This is a genomic window from Paenibacillus sp. PAMC21692 (assembly GCF_014303795.1).
Taxonomy (GTDB): Bacteria; Bacillota; Bacilli; order Paenibacillales; family Paenibacillaceae; genus Pristimantibacillus; species Pristimantibacillus agaridevorans.
Genome location: NZ_CP060293.1, coordinates 5,009,107 through 5,024,576, shown reverse-complemented (window position 1 = coordinate 5,024,576; position 15,470 = coordinate 5,009,107). Strand labels below are relative to the sequence as shown.

The 15,470-nt window shown below is 55.0% G+C and carries 14 protein-coding genes and 1 riboswitch; of the genes, 1 reads left to right on the top strand and 13 read right to left on the bottom strand.

The features are described from left to right. Window positions 1-10: 10 nt before the first annotated feature. The 11 genes from H7F31_RS20090 to H7F31_RS20040 all read right to left on the bottom strand — a co-directional run bounded on the left by H7F31_RS20090 (window position 11) and on the right by H7F31_RS20040 (window position 11,286). The gene (locus H7F31_RS20090) at window positions 11-841 is read right to left on the bottom strand and encodes a phosphodiester glycosidase family protein (protein ID WP_187100230.1); all 831 of its coding nucleotides are present in this window, start codon (window positions 839-841) and stop codon (window positions 11-13) included. A gap of 236 nt (window positions 842-1,077) precedes the next feature. After that, window positions 1,078-2,865, bottom strand: coding sequence for a copper amine oxidase N-terminal domain-containing protein (locus H7F31_RS20085; RefSeq protein WP_187100229.1), 1,788 nt, complete (start codon window positions 2,863-2,865; stop codon window positions 1,078-1,080). Window positions 2,866-3,052: 187 nt separating this feature from the next. Continuing rightward, window positions 3,053-3,757: an adenosylcobinamide amidohydrolase gene (locus tag H7F31_RS20080; RefSeq protein WP_187100228.1), complete on the bottom strand. Its 705-nt coding sequence runs from the start codon at window positions 3,755-3,757 to the stop codon at window positions 3,053-3,055. Then, entirely contained in the window at window positions 3,754-4,863 is a 1,110-nt protein-coding gene (gene cobD / locus H7F31_RS20075; protein ID WP_187100227.1) for a threonine-phosphate decarboxylase CobD, read from the bottom strand. Before cobD ends, H7F31_RS20080 begins: the two co-directional genes overlap by 4 nt. Before the next feature lie 49 nt (window positions 4,864-4,912). Next, on the bottom strand, window positions 4,913-5,725 hold the full coding sequence (cobS, locus tag H7F31_RS20070; protein ID WP_187100226.1) for an adenosylcobinamide-GDP ribazoletransferase: 813 nt from the start codon (window positions 5,723-5,725) through the stop codon (window positions 4,913-4,915). Beyond that, window positions 5,707-6,684, bottom strand: a complete 978-nt coding sequence (gene cbiB / locus H7F31_RS20065; protein WP_187100225.1) for an adenosylcobinamide-phosphate synthase CbiB — start codon at window positions 6,682-6,684, stop codon at window positions 5,707-5,709. Before cbiB ends, cobS begins: the two co-directional genes overlap by 19 nt. Further along, window positions 6,681-7,313 carry a bifunctional adenosylcobinamide kinase/adenosylcobinamide-phosphate guanylyltransferase gene (locus H7F31_RS20060; RefSeq protein WP_187100224.1) on the bottom strand — a complete coding sequence of 211 codons (633 nt, stop codon included), beginning with the start codon at window positions 7,311-7,313 and terminating at the stop codon, window positions 6,681-6,683. The genes cbiB and H7F31_RS20060 overlap by 4 nt, the downstream gene beginning before the upstream one ends. Window positions 7,314-7,326: 13 nt before the next feature. Continuing rightward, on the bottom strand, window positions 7,327-8,394 hold the full coding sequence (cobT, locus tag H7F31_RS20055) for a nicotinate-nucleotide--dimethylbenzimidazole phosphoribosyltransferase (protein WP_187100223.1): 1,068 nt from the start codon (window positions 8,392-8,394) through the stop codon (window positions 7,327-7,329). 25 nt (window positions 8,395-8,419) lie between these two features. Next, window positions 8,420-9,253: an ABC transporter ATP-binding protein gene (locus tag H7F31_RS20050; protein ID WP_187100222.1), complete on the bottom strand. Its 834-nt coding sequence runs from the start codon at window positions 9,251-9,253 to the stop codon at window positions 8,420-8,422. Between the two features lies 1 nt (window position 9,254). Continuing rightward, the gene (locus H7F31_RS20045; RefSeq protein WP_187100221.1) at window positions 9,255-10,292 is read right to left on the bottom strand and encodes a FecCD family ABC transporter permease; all 1,038 of its coding nucleotides are present in this window, start codon (window positions 10,290-10,292) and stop codon (window positions 9,255-9,257) included. A gap of 4 nt (window positions 10,293-10,296) precedes the next feature. After that, window positions 10,297-11,286, bottom strand: coding sequence for an ABC transporter substrate-binding protein (locus H7F31_RS20040; RefSeq protein WP_261800064.1), 990 nt, complete (start codon window positions 11,284-11,286; stop codon window positions 10,297-10,299). Window positions 11,287-11,453: 167 nt separating this feature from the next. Next, window positions 11,454-11,675: riboswitch (cobalamin riboswitch) on the bottom strand. 192 nt (window positions 11,676-11,867) lie between these two features. On the opposite strand from H7F31_RS20040, the gene H7F31_RS20035 reads away from it, so the two are divergent. Beyond that, window positions 11,868-12,347 (top strand): hypothetical protein, encoded by a 480-nt coding sequence (locus tag H7F31_RS20035; RefSeq protein WP_187100220.1) that lies wholly within the window; start codon window positions 11,868-11,870, stop codon window positions 12,345-12,347. 114 nt (window positions 12,348-12,461) lie between these two features. Here H7F31_RS20035 and H7F31_RS20030 read toward each other — a convergent pair whose 3' ends face one another. Then, complete coding sequence (locus H7F31_RS20030; RefSeq protein WP_187100219.1) at window positions 12,462-13,172, bottom strand: sulfite exporter TauE/SafE family protein; 711 nt, start codon at window positions 13,170-13,172, stop codon at window positions 12,462-12,464. Further along, a complete protein-coding gene (locus H7F31_RS20025) occupies window positions 13,169-15,451 on the bottom strand; it encodes a heavy metal translocating P-type ATPase (protein ID WP_187100218.1) in 2,283 nt (760 codons plus the stop codon). The genes H7F31_RS20030 and H7F31_RS20025 overlap by 4 nt, the downstream gene beginning before the upstream one ends. Window positions 15,452-15,470 lie beyond the last annotated feature (19 nt).

Genomic DNA, 15,470 nt, shown 5'->3' with positions numbered 1-15,470 from the left:
CTTCCAAGCTTTATTTCATAATACGAATCATCTGAACGACTGGCCGATTGTCCCCCGGCAGCGCCGCTTCTTTGCTGAGCAGCTGCGAGGATCCGTCTCCATCCAGAAAAATGCCGTCGACTAGTCCCTGATCGTCCAGCAGTTCCTTAATCCCGTCCCGGAACGACTCTAATGTGCCAGGCGTTTCGCTCACGATTAAATACAGGAAACCTTTATCGTCATATACGGCGCCCGATCGCAGCCTTAGATCATCCGGAAATGGCGCTGCCTCTGCAAGGGTTTGCGCTTGCCAGCCCGCATCATCGCCAAGCGACATGCTGATTCCGCCTTGCGCCCAGAAGCGCTCGACATCCTTTATCTTCAGCTCCGCGGATTGCCTCACGACCTGAACGCTTAGAGAATCCGACTTTCCGTCCCAAACGAGGGTGCCTCGCGCATATTTCATATTTTCCCAGCCGCTGCCGTAATCACTTTTGGCACCGTTAACCGGATGGCCCCCGATCACGGCTAGACTCATCAGATCCGTCCCGTAAAAGAAGCCGCCGTTAACGCCCGCTTTGCCGGACAACGTCACATTGTTCGAGATAACCTCCAATGTCACGTTCGAAGGTTTCGTCTTGAGGATATGCAGCTTCAAACCATTCGTCGCTTCGGCCGCCAGGTAGGTGTAGCCCGACACGGAATCCAGCACATTGTTTTTTTGTTCCGATTTCTGATTCAGCGATTGGACGAGCAACATGAAAATGACCGCCGCGACTGCAATGACGGCTATGAACACCGATACGACAATGATGATCTGCTTTCTTCTACTGCCGGGCGGCATCCCTGCTTCGTGATTCATCAACTTCCTCCTTACATCGCTCCTTCATGCCGGGGTTTGCGTGCCGCAAGCGTTAGAGCGCTTTCTAAATTCCGACTGTTCAAAAACGACGACCCGAATAAACCCGAACTAATATTTTAATATGAAGCGCACAAGTTGTCCAGATGAAGATTAGCGCGGAACAGGCATCGCAGCCTTCGAAGGAAGGAAGCGATGCCTGTTCATTGGTGCGGCATATGGCCTTGACATAACTGCGCTTATAACGAGCGATCGTCGAGCGGATAGAAGATCAGGTTAATCGGGAAAGCCGATCCGGCCGGCGGGCTGAATTCAATATCGAGCGACTTTTCCTTGCCCGTTGTTTTGTGAAGCATAATCATGCCGTCGAAAGCCGTCAATACGCCGGAAGCCGGCACCTTTACAAGCTCTCCGTTAATTTTGAACGGACCTTTGAAGGGACCGCCTTTGGCCAGTATCATGATGGCCATCTTCTGCGGCTTGTCGGAATGGATGCGGTACACCGTCCCATAGTTGCCCCAAAGCGTAGCTTCTTCGCCGCGCTGCGGATCGTAGCCCATTTGGAACGGATCGATCTTGCCGTCGCCGATGACAAGTTTAGTCGGTTTCTTTAAGCCGTTCGCGGTTAAGTCTACCTTCCAATCAAAGCCCGCAATCTGGAATGTCCCGCGAATATGGCCGGTGAAAGGAAGCTTGGTCATATCCAGCATGTTCTTCGACACGGTATCGGCTGTCGCGAATGTAAATTGAACCTCGCCGTCCGTCTCGACATCGTACATCAAATTAACGCCTTGTCCGGGATAGAAATCCGGGAACTGCTTGTATACGAATGTCTCGCCAGGCGGAATCGTCATCGTCTCGGTTTTTGCGTCGTACGCAAGAAAGTCCACCATGGCTTCGCTGCCGATAAGATGCGCGTAGATGGACGGGAACACCTCGCCTTTGTTCGTCGTCAGGATTTTGACGGGGTTTTCCGTCTTGTTTGTTGCCATAATGGCGAAACCGACCTTGCTGCCCGTACCATTGAGATGATCCGCGTACAGTCGGCCTTTGCCATTAATGACATCCTGATACAGAATGCCGGTTTCCGTAAACGTCTCCGGACTATCGCTGAGCAGCAAGGTCCGCGATTTGTCTTCGGTCACGGTCTTTGCCAAATCAGGCAGGTTGAAATAATGAGCGTACAACGTCTTCCAATCCGTCGCAATGTAACCGCCGATCGGCTTGGTATAGATCGGATATTCGACCTCGTTCATGTAGATTTCGTCTTCAATGACAAGGTGACGGGTGTACGACTTGCTTTTGTTGCCTTTCTGATCCGTAACCGTCAATGTAACGGGATAAGTTCCTGCTTTAAAGAAAACTTCTTCATTGCCTTCCCACTCCATGCGAACGCCTTCCGCATCGGGGTCGTAGCTCAGATTGATGTATTTGACGGGTTCGCCGATCCGGTAGGTTGGTTTGCCGAAAGCGAACTTTGCAACCGGCTTCGAATTGTTCTGGTCCGGGTCATAATTGCCCTCCGGCTTGTTGACGTACAGAACATCGACGCGCCGAAGCTCATGGTTGTACGTGTATGTGGCGCCCATGTAATCCGATAACCACGTCAATTTAATAAGCAGCCTGCCGTTCTTGAGCATCGCGACATCATCGAATGGAAACTGGATGCCGTTGACCCATGCAAACTTGTTCACCGTGTCCAACAAAATTTCGTGAGACGGCGTCTCCATGACGATCGTCCGTGTGGACTCCTGCCATTCCACCTTCATGCCGAAGGCATCTCCGAGGAATTTGACAGGTACGTATGTACGTCCATTCTTGACGGTCGCGGGCGAATCCAGCGTAACCTGCTCCCCGTTCAGGAAAGCCTCCTGGTTATTCAAATACAAAATGACGTAGCTGGTGCCCGATGTAATAGGCGAGTCCAGCGCCGACACCCGTCCGATTGGCGAAGCGATTAGTGCAGCGGCTATCGTCAGTGCAGCGGCTTTCCGTTTCCAGGTTTGTCTGCGTTGTCCTTGCAGCATCTCTACAACTCCTCTATCTATTCCTGCGCAATGCCATGTATGGTCCGCTAGAGGCGTATGCCGCCCTCTTAAGCCGTCCCTGCGCGCTATCGTATAGACGTTCAGATAATGGAAAAGTTGCAGGGTCATTACAAAAAAAGATCGATTTGTTCAGCATTCCCCTGTCGAATCCGGCTCAAACCTCCCGCTAGGCTTCGCTTTGCGTAGCAACCGCTTCCCATACGGCTTGGAAGACAGCTTCGCCAATCGCGCAGCCGATCGTCGTCGCAACGCCTGCATAAGCATGCGTCTTGCTCCCTCGCTGACTGACGCAGACGGCTATGGCGTCGGTCGTGGTGCCGGTCGCCAGACGCTCCGTCCCCCATTCCTTGATACCCAGCTCTTGCAGCGCGGCGCTCTTCGCTTCCGTTGCCGTGATGATAGCTCCTGCCATCGCGGATTCTGTCATGCGTCCGTCTATAAAGATCGCTATATTGATCGTCCCCGGATCATAGGCCGAATAAGTCTCGCGTCCATAGCCGGCACGCGCGGCGTTGCGCGTGCCGGCGGTCGCGCAGCATACAAGTTTGCACTGATCTCCGTCACGCTCCTGGATGGAGGCATGGGTCAGCTTCGCCGCCGTCATAAATCCAATCGTTCGTGCCGGGTCCTCCCCCGCCAGCTGACATCGTGACCTGAGCTGGGACAATGGATCGCCGCCGCCGTAATCGAGCGGCACCTTCCAGTTTAGCAGCGTTTCGGCCTTCGAGAAGCCGCCGGGCAATATGGCGCTGCTCAGTACATGCAGCCCGACAGGAAACGTGACGCGAAGCAAATCTTCCTCCAGCTCCAGACTCAGCTCCGGCCATATTACAGGCGAGTATTGGGCCATTGTTCGGAAGGGCTGGGTCATGCGGAATCCCCGCTTCCGTCTTCTGCGGCGACCAGGCATTCCGATAATGCGCGCAGCAGCCGTTCATTCTGCTCCCGAAGCTTAATCGCTACACGAATGTAGCGATGATCCAGACCCTGAAAGCGGGAAGCATCGCGAATGAGGACGCCGCGCCGTCCCATCTCCAATTGCAGCTGACTTGCGCTAAGCCGGGAACTTTCCGGCAAGCGGAGCAGCAAATAGTTCGCTTCGCTTGGAGTGACTTGCATGTCCAAACGTCTAAGCTCATCGGTTAACCACTGTCGTTCGGTCACCAGCCATTGCCTGCTTCTCGCCTCAAATTCCGCGTCCATCAATGCTGCTTCCCCGATCTGCTGCGCCAGCGAATTGACGCTCCACGGCACTTGGAGCTTGCGCAACCGAGAGATTGTCGAAGGTTTTCCGACGGCATACCCTAACCGTATGCCCGGAACCGAATAGAACTTCGTCATGGAACGAATGACGATAAAACGTTCATGCCGCGCAGCTGCTTGCACAAGCGTGACCTTTCCTTCGTCCGGGACGAAGTCAAGGAAGGCTTCATCCAGTACGACATGCGCGCCGCTGTCCAGCAACCTGTAAATCAGGCCGGAATCTACCAGCCTCCCCGTCGGGTTATTTGGCGAACCCAACATATATAAGTCGGCGCCGGATCGCTCTATTGCCGCATCGATCTCCGCTTCGCCCAATTCGAATTCTTTCGCCGCATCCAACGGGATGGGATAGATCTCTCCGCCCAACTTGCGAACGGCATCCCCGTATTCGTCGAAGCATGGCATCGCAAGCGCGGTTACTCCCGGCTTAATCGCTCTTACGGCAAGATCAATACTCTCGGCCGCTCCATTGCCGACAAGAATCGCGTTCTCCGGTATGCCGTGTCTGTCCGCAAGCGTCTTCTTTAATGCCCGTGAAGCCGGGTCCGGATAAGCATGAATATGTTCCAGGTATCCTGCAAGTACATTCCTTATCGACGGCGGCGGTCCAAGCGGATTCATATTCGAGCTGAAATCGTCGAAGGATTCCGTGCTTCTGCCGAACACTTCCGAGGCCGTCCTCAGATCGCCTCCGTGTCCATACCTCTCTAACATGATTGCACCTCCCGAATGCCAATAATCGTTTGCTTTTCAAAACTGCCACTTACATCCAAAGTCGTACACCGACGACAGTCAGGATCAGAATCGCCGCTTCGACCGCTTCGTTAATCGCTCCATATGTATCGCCGGTCAAACCTCCAAGCTTCCGGGCCAACCAGCCGCCAAATCCCCAGACAATTAACGACATAAACAATGATGCGACGAGCGATATCGACAATGAATTTATTTCATTAACCCCGTTAACATTTAATATAATGTAACAAAATACGACAGATAAAACATAATTAACGGCCGTCCGTCGTTTATTAACCCCATTAAACAACGAGCCCAAACCTTCCGTTTTACGTGCTGGCGGCCAGCCGACAATCGCCAAAGCCATCGCGGTTCTTCCAAAACAGGAAGCAGCAATCAGTGCGGGCAACAAAGCGGTTATCCCATAACCCATCAGTTCAACCAGTAGCGATGCTTTGAGCATGAGAAGCAGAATTGCCGCCGCCGCTCCCATCGCGCCAACCCGACTGTCCTTCATAATATCCAGCATTCGCTCGCGGGAACGATGGCTCAGTACGCCGTCTGCCGTATCCATCCAGCCATCGAGATGAAGTCCGCCGCTTAGTCCGAGCCAAACGGCTAACGTAAGAATCGATGCTGGCCAGAGCGGCAACACGAATGACAGCAACCATGCCAATCCAGCAGTCAAAACGCCAATAGCCAGACCAGCCAATGGAAAGTAAGCCACGCTCCGCGCCAAAACACGCGGCTCGAAAGGCACGACAACGGGTATAGGCAATCTGGTGAGAAATTGGATGGCCGCAATGGCCGCGAACCATTCTTCCTTCAACGAACGACGAACCATGTCAGCAGCACTCCTATTCCAACCATACAACTAACGGCATATAACAACCTGATGACGGAGCGGGTATCTTCAATAGAAATCGGCCGCAACGGATAACCCATTTTCGCCCGTTCGCTGACCGTGCCAAAGTATACATTGCGTCCCCCAAGCTCAATTCCGAGCGCGCCAGCAGTTGCCGATTCCGGAATGCCGCTGTTCGGGCTCGGATGACGGCGGGCGAAAACCCATATGCTTGTCAATGCTCTCCATGGATTCATTCCCGGCATAATAGCTGCCGCGATAATCATGCAGAGGCCGGTTACTCTGGCCGGTATAAGATTGAGAAGATCATCCATTCGGGCGGAACACCATCCGTAATAACGATAACGGTCATTGCGGTAACCAACCATAGAGTCGAGCGTGTTAACGCCACGATACAACATGGCCAGTGGCGCGCCTCCCAAAAGCGCGAACAAAATGGGCGAAACGAACGCATCAACCGTATTCTCCGAAACGGTCTCGACTGTCGCCCGCGTCACTTCCCGTTCATCGAGACTGGAAGTATCCCTGCCGACGATGTAGCCGACATAACGGCGAGCCTCCGGCAGATCGCCATTGGCAAGCGGTGTATAGACAAGCATTGCCGCATCTTTCAGCCCTTTGACCGCAATCGTCGTCGAGATCAGCCAAGCCGAAACCGCATAACCAAGCCAAAGATGAATGAAGTCGGCGATTGCGACTATTCCCCATACCGTCCCCATGCAGAGCAGCATAGTAGAAACTGTAAGCAGACAACCTAATGATCGCCCCGCGAACGGATGTTTCCGATGCCGATCCGTCAATAGCCGCTTCTCGATCCAGCGTATCCATCGCCCTATCCAGATAACGGGATGCGTCGGCCAACGGGGATCGCCGATGATCCAGTCAATAACGATGGCCGCAGCCGATAACAGCAGGAGCTCCTGAAAGCTGTAGATCATATATCCTCTTCGAAGCGGAACGCGATGGAACGAAGATCAACCGGGATGCCGGACGTCACGAGAAAAACGCGTTCGGACACGGCAGCTGCGCGTTGATTTAATCGCCCTGCTTCGTCGCGGAATCGCCGCCCGAGCGGATAGCTGGGTACTATTCCGTCGCCGACCTCGTTGGTGACAAGGAGCAGTGGCAAGGGGAACGCGGAAATGGCGGCGATCAGCTTGTCGATTTCCACGGATAGCTGTACAGACGGGTCTTCCTCTTCCCTCAGGAGATGATTGGTCAGCCATAATGTCAAACAATCTACAAGAATAACGGGACTACGCAAATTGCCGCTTATCGCATTCGGACGGGAATGATGGGGCTCTGATTGGAGGCTACCATTAGAATGGCCATTGTCCGTGTAAGTTTGCAGCCATTCCGCTAGCTTGAAAGGTTCTTCGACTGTTGTCCACGTTATCCCGGCCTGTTTCTCGCGATCGAGGCGATGCTGCCGGATTCGATCCGCCATTTCGTCGTCAAACGCTTGTCCTGTCGCCACGTAGATGCCTTCCTTGCGGATGGAGCGGGCGTAACGCTCCGCGAACGCGCTTTTGCCGCTGCGCGCTCCTCCCGTAATAAGAACGGCCATACTTCGTTTCCTCCTATCCTTTCGAGACGCCCGCACTGTCGAACGTCGCCATCTCCGTCATTAACTGAATAGCTGCGTCGATCAAGTGGAAGCTAAGCACAGCTCCCGTTCCTTCACCCAAACGCATCTCAAGATGAATGATCGGAGACAGACCGATCACCTCCAGCAAAGCGCCATGCGCGTGTTCATGCGACAAATGGGACGCCAACATATAAGGCAACGCCCCTGGCGCCAGCCGCGCAGCCGCCAATGCCGCGGCAGACGAAATGTACCCGTCGATAACGACGGGACAACGGTTCGCCGCGGCCCCTATCATAACGCCCGCCAGTCCTGCGATCTCCGCGCCGCCCACTTTGGCCAAAACATCGACGGGATCGCCCGGATTTGGCTCATTTACCGCGATGGCCTTGCGTACGACTTCGATCTTGCGCATCAGAGCTTCATCTCCGATACCCGTCCCTCTGCCGACGGCCAGCTCCGCAGACAAACCGCCCAGCACGGATGCGATTGCCGCGCTTGCAGTCGTGTTGCCGATTCCCATCTCTCCGGTAGCGAACAGGGCGATGCCTTGCTTGGCCTTCTCTTCGGCGATATTAATGCCTGCCACAATGGCCTGAAGTGTCTGTTCTCGGCTCATTGCCGCGCCTCTCGCCATATTGGCGGTTCCATAAACAACTTTACGCGATATCAAATCCGGATGAGACAGATCTGCCGCTACCCCCATATCTACGCAGACCACCTCCGCGCCGGCCTGGCGGGCTAATACATTCACTGCCGCGCCTCCATGCAGGAAGTTCATGACCATCTGCGGAGTTACGGCGGATGGAAACGCACTGACCCCTTCCTCGCATACGCCATGATCGCCGGCCATCACGATAACCGCTCGCCGCGACAGGTCCGGCCACAGCTTGCCGCTTATGCCAGCCAGCCTTGCCGCCATTTCCTCCAGCTTGCCCAAGCTGCCGGGAGGCTTCGTCAATTGATCCGAATGTCGCCGTGCCCGTTCAGCGGCATCCGTGTCATATGCAGGAATAGACATGATGACGTCCTTCAACTTCTGCTCCAATTCCTCGATTGCCATTATGAAACTTCCTCCTTGATATCGGCTAAAGACGTCTTACATGCGCTTCTAAACTTCGGGATAATAGTCCGTTAGATTTTATAACGCCAGGTGCAAGCATAACCTGAGGAACGTCCAGCTCGGGATGACGAATGATCGTCGCTCGCGTCTCATACATCGTCTCGATGAGATCAGGCTGCAAAACGGCATCCGGCACGCCTCTCGCCAGCACTTTGCCGTCATGCAAAGCAAGAAGCTCGTCCGCATACATCGCCGCCAAATTCAGATCATGCAAAACGGCGATAACGAGCAGCCCTTCGCTCTTTTGCCAGGCACGCACATTGTCCAGCAATTGGAGCTGATACCCGATATCGAGATACGTCGTAGGTTCGTCGAGCAGCAAAATCCGAGGCTGCTGCACCATCAGCTTGGCAAGCGCAACGCGCTGACGTTCGCCTCCGCTTAACTGATGCAAGCGACGATGCTGCAGCCCGGTTAATCCCATCGACTCCAACGCTTCATTAATTAACGGCTCCGGATCGGCGGACTCGCCTCCAAGCCAGCTCTGATATGGAAAACGGCCCATCCGCACAATCTCTTTTACGGTAAAACCAACCGGCGCTAAGCCGCCTTGCTGCAGAACCGCAACGTCACGAGCAAGTTCCTTGCGCGGGATAGCGCTAATGTCGCGTCCGTCCAAACGAGCTTCGCCCTGCTCAGGTTTCTCGATCCCGGACAGCAGCTTGAGCAGCGTCGACTTGCCAACGCCGTTAGGCCCAATAATGCCGTAGAATCGCCCCGGTTTAAAACTCTCGTTTATATTTTGCAAGATTCGTTTGCCTGGCACGGAATAGGAGATGTTATTCAGCGAAAGCTCCATCCTACTCCTCTCCTCTCTGATCCTTCATCCGGCGATGCAGCAAGTAAGCAAAAAAGGGCGCGCCGACCAGCGCCGTAACGACTCCGAGCGGCAGTTCCTTTGGACTAAGCGCCGTCCTGGCCAGCGTATCCGCCCACAGTAGAAAAATACCGCCGGCAATCGCCGACAAAGGAGTGATGTACCGATAATCCGGTCCGACGATTAGCCGGATCATATGCGGCACAACGAGACCTACAAAGCCGATTACGCCGGAGACGGACACCGCGGCTGCCGTTAGCAGCGTGGACGCGACCAAGACAATCAGTTTGGTTCGTTCGACCCGCACGCCAAGATGGGCGGCCTGCCTTTCTCCGAGTACGAATAAATTCATCGTGCCGCTGTATGCGATCAATATGACCAGCCCGATCAATAGAAACGGAAGCAGCATCGTCACATGCTCCCATCCTCGCATCGCGAGCGAGCCCATGATCCAGAACAGGATTTGATTGACGACGCCCTCCGACATCGACACCATCAGCGAAACGAAAGCGCCAAGGAATGATTGCAGAATGACTCCCGACAAAATAAGCGTCTGGATTTGCATCACGCCATTGGAACGCGATAAGGCGATTACGCCTAGCAGGGTCGCAATTCCCGTCAGGAAAGCGACAATCGGAATCGTCCAGACTCCAATGGCCAGCTGAAAGCCGAATAAAATCAAGAAAGCAGCGCCAACCGAGCTCCCCGACGCAACGCCAAGCGTGTACGGATCAGCAAGCGGGTTGCGAAGCACGCCTTGAAAACCCGTGCCCGCAAGCGCAAGACAAGCGCCGACTAGCACGGCTAGCAGCACGCGCGACAGTCTGACCTGCATGACGATCGCCACCTCGCCGCGGGACCATATCGTATCCGCTTCCGGCATCCAGGGCAGCTGATGGAGCAAGATGCCCCATACGTCCGCGAAAGACAGCCCCGCGGAGCCCATAGACAAACTGGCAGTGATAGAAACAGCAAGAAGGAGCATAGCTGCTCCTCCATAACCGATTAATGTTCTGTTCATGTGCTTATTTTATAAGCTCGGGATGAATAGCCTTGGCCAGCTCCAGCAAGGAGTCGGCCAGGCGCGGACCCACGCGTACGAGGGGATCGTTCGCGACGGCGATGATGGCATCGTTTTTCACGGCGTCAAGTTCAGACCAGCCTGGGCGCGCCACGATATCCGCTTCAGTCGGGCTTCCTTCTCCGTATTCAGGATAGATAATAATTTGAGGATTCTGCGTAATGACTTCCTCGACGTTGACCTCGAACCACCCTGGCTGAGAAGCTGCGACGTTTGTGCCGCCGGCCAGCGTAATCATAGCGTCCAGAAATTCGCCCGAGCCGACGGTCCAGCCTGGGCTAATCTCCAGGTAAACCTTTTTCTTTTCGGCATCCTTCACCGCGTTCGTCACTTGGGCAAGCGTTGAGCGCATTTTATCGGCCGCTTCCGCAGCGGCAGTATTCATATTCATTATTTTACCAAGATCTTCGAGTTTGGCAACGACTTCTTCGTAAGACTTCGGATCCGTTACGTATACGGGAATATCCAGTTCGCGGAGCTTCGTAATGGCATCGCCGTTCATAGAAGCAGCCAGGACGAGATCCGGATTCAGCGCGGCAACGGCTTCGATATTCGTTATATAATCGCCGACCTGCGGCAATCCCTTCACTTCCTCCGGATAATTGCTGTTGCTGTCGACGCCAACGACTTTTTCGCCGCCGCCGATGGCAAAGATGGATTCTGTCTCGCTAGGGGCGATCGATACGACAGCAGTCGGCGCTTTGTCAAACACAAGCTCCGTCCCGGTTACGTCGACTATCGTCAGCGGATAAACCGTCTCTTCGGCTGTTGCTTCCGTCTCTTGCGGTTGTGTCGACGCCGTTGGCGATGGTTCGGCCGATGCGCCTCCCGCCGTTTTGTCATTGTTGCCCGAACATGCCGCAAGCGTCAGCATAAGGACGATCATCAGCAAGCTAAGCCAGGATTTCGCGCTCCATACTTTTTTTTGTTTCAAGGTTGGTTCCCCACTCTCTCTTCATCTTAGACCCGTTTCACAGTTCATGATTTCAGCGAAATTAACAACAAAAAAGCACTTCCAGCACATGTGCCGGAAATGCTCGCGTATACCCGCCAAATCGGCCAGGTATTGCCCCATCCAACACCAGCCTAATTCCGCGTAGGCAACGGCGTAAAGATACAGGCTGGTATCCTGGCTTGGAAGTTGAGTCGGCATGTTTTATCGAACGGAATGTTCGATGTTTTCATGCTGCCGCGCTCGGAGACCATGCAAACAATCTCTGCAGGCTCCCTTCCTTACAGTGGCGGGTCCGCGCCGGATTTCAACCGGCTTCCCCAATTAAGTCAAGGCTCAACCGCGCGGGACGCTGTGCAGCGGCCTTGCGGTAGAGCTTGACGCCTCTATCAATGCTATTCAACTTGGTCAGTAGTAACTATACACTTGCTCCCCCTATTTGTCCATCGTATATCCGTATTTTTAATGACTGATTCGCATAACGGGTGCGCGTCCCTGCATACGAGTAAGAAACGGGAACCTGCTCCGGAACCCGGCGGCACATGTTTAAAGGAGGTAATCGCTTGTATAAAACCGAGCTTACGAATGCAACCGGGCAGAATGCAGCAGGATCGTCAAACCGATGGAAATATATGCTTTGGGCAGCAGCCATTCTATTAATAGCTATTGTCATCTATTTGACCACGCTCTCATTGTCTGCCGACGCTGCCGATTCCGCAACAACGCTGCATGATCGGCCCGATGTGCAAATCGAATGGTCCATCGAACAATATCCGGCCGTCGTACTTCAACCGAATCCTTTTGTACTCGTCTTGCGGGACGACTTCGGCGAGCCCCTAACGGATTCCGTTATTAACGTAAAGCTGGAAATGCTGAATATGTTATGCGGCGATTATTTATTCGACTTGCAGGAAACATACCCCGGTCAATACGAAGGAGATGGCATGCCGCTTATGGCTGGCCTATGGCGTGCGACCGCAGTTATTGAGCCTGCTAACGGCGAATCTTTTACAATCTCCAGAACTTTGAAGGCAATATATTAATGTCATTAATATTTAATTACAATAACTTGTACAGCTTTCTGATGCTGCTCTATGCGATGACGCCCTGCCTTGCACCGTAAGTCGTTCGTGTTCGTGTTCGCATTCGCCGGCGGATTACCACAACCAAGGCGAGATCGACGGAATCCATCCGTTTACCGCCAGCCCTCTGAGAATCGCGACAATGCCGACGGCAGCCGCCGTGACGACACCTGCCCTCCGCATAAAACGCCGCCAGCGACGGTTCGCGAATGCCGCGATGGATGCGGCTGCCGCCAACGCAGGGAAGGTGCCGAGACCGAACAGCATCATGATCAAAGCGCCTTCCAGCATCGAGCCTGATGCCGCTGCATTCATCCCCATGGCATAAGTTAAGCCGCAAGGCAAAAAGCCGAAGGCGATTCCCGTCGCGATCACGTGCATGGAGTCGCTGGTACGACTCGGGCGCGCAACGGATTCTCCATCCGCCGAAGCCCCCCCGCCCGCCAGACCTCGATGAAGCATGCCGGACAGCCTGCCCATAAGCGGAAGTTGAAATCTGCGCCAAAGCCAGAGAAGCACGAACACGCCTCCGATGATGGAGGCCAGCCCCCGCACGCCAGCCAGGTCGCCCGCAACATCGACGAACGAACCTACGGCGCCCATCATCGCGCCCATTGCGCTATAAGACAAAATCCGTCCCGCGTTGTACAACAGCATCGACCTCGTAGCCGTCAATCCCGAATGCAGCGATACCGACGATACGATGCCGCCGCACATGCCGATGCAATGCGGAGCGCTGAACAATCCCGTTAGAAGCACCAGTCCGGCCGTCTGCCAGGTGATCATCCTTGCAATCCTCTTGCTTCCGTCATACTCAAGCCTCCCCGCAGGCGCAACGCATTGCCGACTACCGATACCGAGCTAAGCGCCATCGCGGTTCCGGCCATCCATGGCTGCAACATGCCCATCGCGGCGAAGGGGATAATGAAGGCGTTATAAAGCAGCGCGAAAGCCAGATTTTGCCGAATATTGCGCAAGGTTTGTCGGCTGATCCGTATGGCCTCCGGTATGGCGGGCAACCTCGAGAACAGCAGCGTCATATGGCCGGCAGCCAACGCGCCTTCCGTCCCGTCTCCCATCGCGATCCCGACATCCGCGGCAGCCAGCGCCGGCGCGTCGTTCCAGCCGTCTCCGGCAAAAGCAGCCTTTGCGCCATGAGACTTCAAGCTTTCGACATAAGCAAGCTTGTCTTCCGGAAGCATGGACGACCTTACATCGCGGATGCCAAGCGTCGATGCCGCGGCTCTCGCGGGGGCTTCATGATCTCCGGTCGCGATCATCGGTTCGACGCCGAGCTTGCGAAGATCCTTGACAGTCTGTGCCGCGTCGCTTTTCAAACGATCCGAATAACCGACGATACCGATACATTCCCCTTCCTTCATCGCATACAGCACCGTCTCCCCTAGCCGCTCCCGCAGCTTGGCCGCCTGCCCGGCAGCAGCTCCAATGCGATATCCTTCGCGTTCGATATGCCTCAGATTGCCGTACGTGTAATTAATGCCATGTATGCGTCCCTTCACGCCACCGGCAACGGTCGTCACAATTTCCTCCGCTGCCGTGATCTTCATGCCGAGCCTTCGCGCTTCCTCCCGCAACGCCTCGGCCAAGGGATGGCGGGATTCCGCTTCCAAGGCTGCGGTCACTCGCAGCAAAACTGATTGGCCCATCGAAAATGCCTGCATATGCTTTACCTTCGGTTTGCCCTCCGTCAACGTTCCCGTCTTGTCGAGAACGATCGTCCGAATCGCGGCAAGCCGCTCCAGCACGCTCGCTTCCTTTGCGATGATGCCACGCTTCGCCAGTCTGCCCGATGCGATGGCGAGCGAGATTGGCGCCGCCAGTCCCAGCGCGCACGGACAAGCGGCGAGCAGGACGGCAATGGCGCAAGTCGCCGCATGCCCCCAATCGCCGGGCTTCAGCCATAATCCCCATAACAATAAACTCAAGGCAGCCACTATAAGCATCATCGGAACGAACCAGCCCGCAGCCGCGTCTACTTGGAATTGTATGCTCGACTTGGAGCGTTGCCCTTGTCTGACCAGCTCCGCAATTCGGCTTACCATCGTATCGTGACCGGCCGCCTTGGTCTTGATCCGCAGCGTGCCGTATACATTTCTTGTCCCCGCCCATACATCGTCGCCGGGCAGCTTCGCCGCGCCTAGACTTTCGCCGGTCAGCAACGACTCATCCACCATGGATTCGCCGCTTGCGACCGTACCGTCTACCGGAATCAGATCGCCGCCGTTCGCGATGACGATCTCTCCTTCGCGGACGAATTCCGTCCGGATCTCGACGATCTCCCCTTCTCTCTCCACTTTCGCCGTGCCGCTCTGAAGTTGCCCGAAACCGAACGATTCGTCGTACGTGCGCAGAGAGGCGTTCGTCTCGATCAGCTTGCCGAGGAGAATGGCCGTAATGACGACCGCCGACGTCTCAAAATAAAGCGGAGCCGCATGATGCGGCCAATCCGCCGAATGAACAAAACCTTCCGTAAAAACGACGTAATGGCTGTACAGATAAGCCGCCGTCGTGCCCAGCGCAACAAGGACATCCATATTGGCGCTGCGCTGCCTGATGGCATGATAAGCGCCGAAGTAGAACGGCATTCCGATGACGAACTGGATCAGCGTAGCCAGAATCAACTGCAGCCAAGGCTGGTGAAGCCATAGAGGCAAGAAGCTCGCTAGGGGCTGCAAGAAGGGAATATGCTGCAGCATCGAAGCCAGCAGCGGCAGCGTGAGCAGCGCCGAAGCGATAAAGCGGATAAGCAATGCGATACGTTCCTTGCGCAGCCCTCGTCCCGCCGACTCCGTCGTCATAGCGGTAAATCCGAGAGTATTGATTTTGCGCTCGACTTCCTCGCGCGAAACCTTGCCGGCATCCATCTGCACCCACGCTGTACGAAGCGGAAAGCTGACCGCCGCTTCACGGATTCCTTCCATTCGGCCAACCGCACGTTCAATTCTGCCCGCGCAGGCCGAGCAGCTCATCCCTTGTATCGTAAAATCCAGCTCCGTCGCGACTCCGTCGCGACCGGCCTCCTCGAAAGTTGCGCTTCTCTTCATCCTCCATCGACTCCGATCC

Coding starts and splice junctions, on each gene's coding strand:
- H7F31_RS20080 (WP_187100228.1), bottom strand. CDS start 3,757: ATGACCCAGCCCTTCCGAACAATGGCCCAATACTCGCCTGTAATATGG.
- H7F31_RS20030 (WP_187100219.1), bottom strand. CDS start 13,172: ATGATCACCTGGCAGACGGCCGGACTGGTGCTTCTAACGGGATTGTTC.
- cbiB (WP_187100225.1), bottom strand. CDS start 6,684: ATGATCTACAGCTTTCAGGAGCTCCTGCTGTTATCGGCTGCGGCCATC.
- H7F31_RS20045 (WP_187100221.1), bottom strand. CDS start 10,292: ATGAACAGAACATTAATCGGTTATGGAGGAGCAGCTATGCTCCTTCTT.
- H7F31_RS20090 (WP_187100230.1), bottom strand. CDS start 841: ATGAATCACGAAGCAGGGATGCCGCCCGGCAGTAGAAGAAAGCAGATC.
- H7F31_RS20085 (WP_187100229.1), bottom strand. CDS start 2,865: ATGCTGCAAGGACAACGCAGACAAACCTGGAAACGGAAAGCCGCTGCA.
- H7F31_RS20025 (WP_187100218.1), bottom strand. CDS start 15,451: ATGAAGAGAAGCGCAACTTTCGAGGAGGCCGGTCGCGACGGAGTCGCG.
- cobT (WP_187100223.1), bottom strand. CDS start 8,394: ATGGCAATCGAGGAATTGGAGCAGAAGTTGAAGGACGTCATCATGTCT.
- cobS (WP_187100226.1), bottom strand. CDS start 5,725: ATGGTTCGTCGTTCGTTGAAGGAAGAATGGTTCGCGGCCATTGCGGCC.
- cobD (WP_187100227.1), bottom strand. CDS start 4,863: ATGTTAGAGAGGTATGGACACGGAGGCGATCTGAGGACGGCCTCGGAA.
- H7F31_RS20050 (WP_187100222.1), bottom strand. CDS start 9,253: ATGGAGCTTTCGCTGAATAACATCTCCTATTCCGTGCCAGGCAAACGA.
- H7F31_RS20060 (WP_187100224.1), bottom strand. CDS start 7,313: ATGGCCGTTCTTATTACGGGAGGAGCGCGCAGCGGCAAAAGCGCGTTC.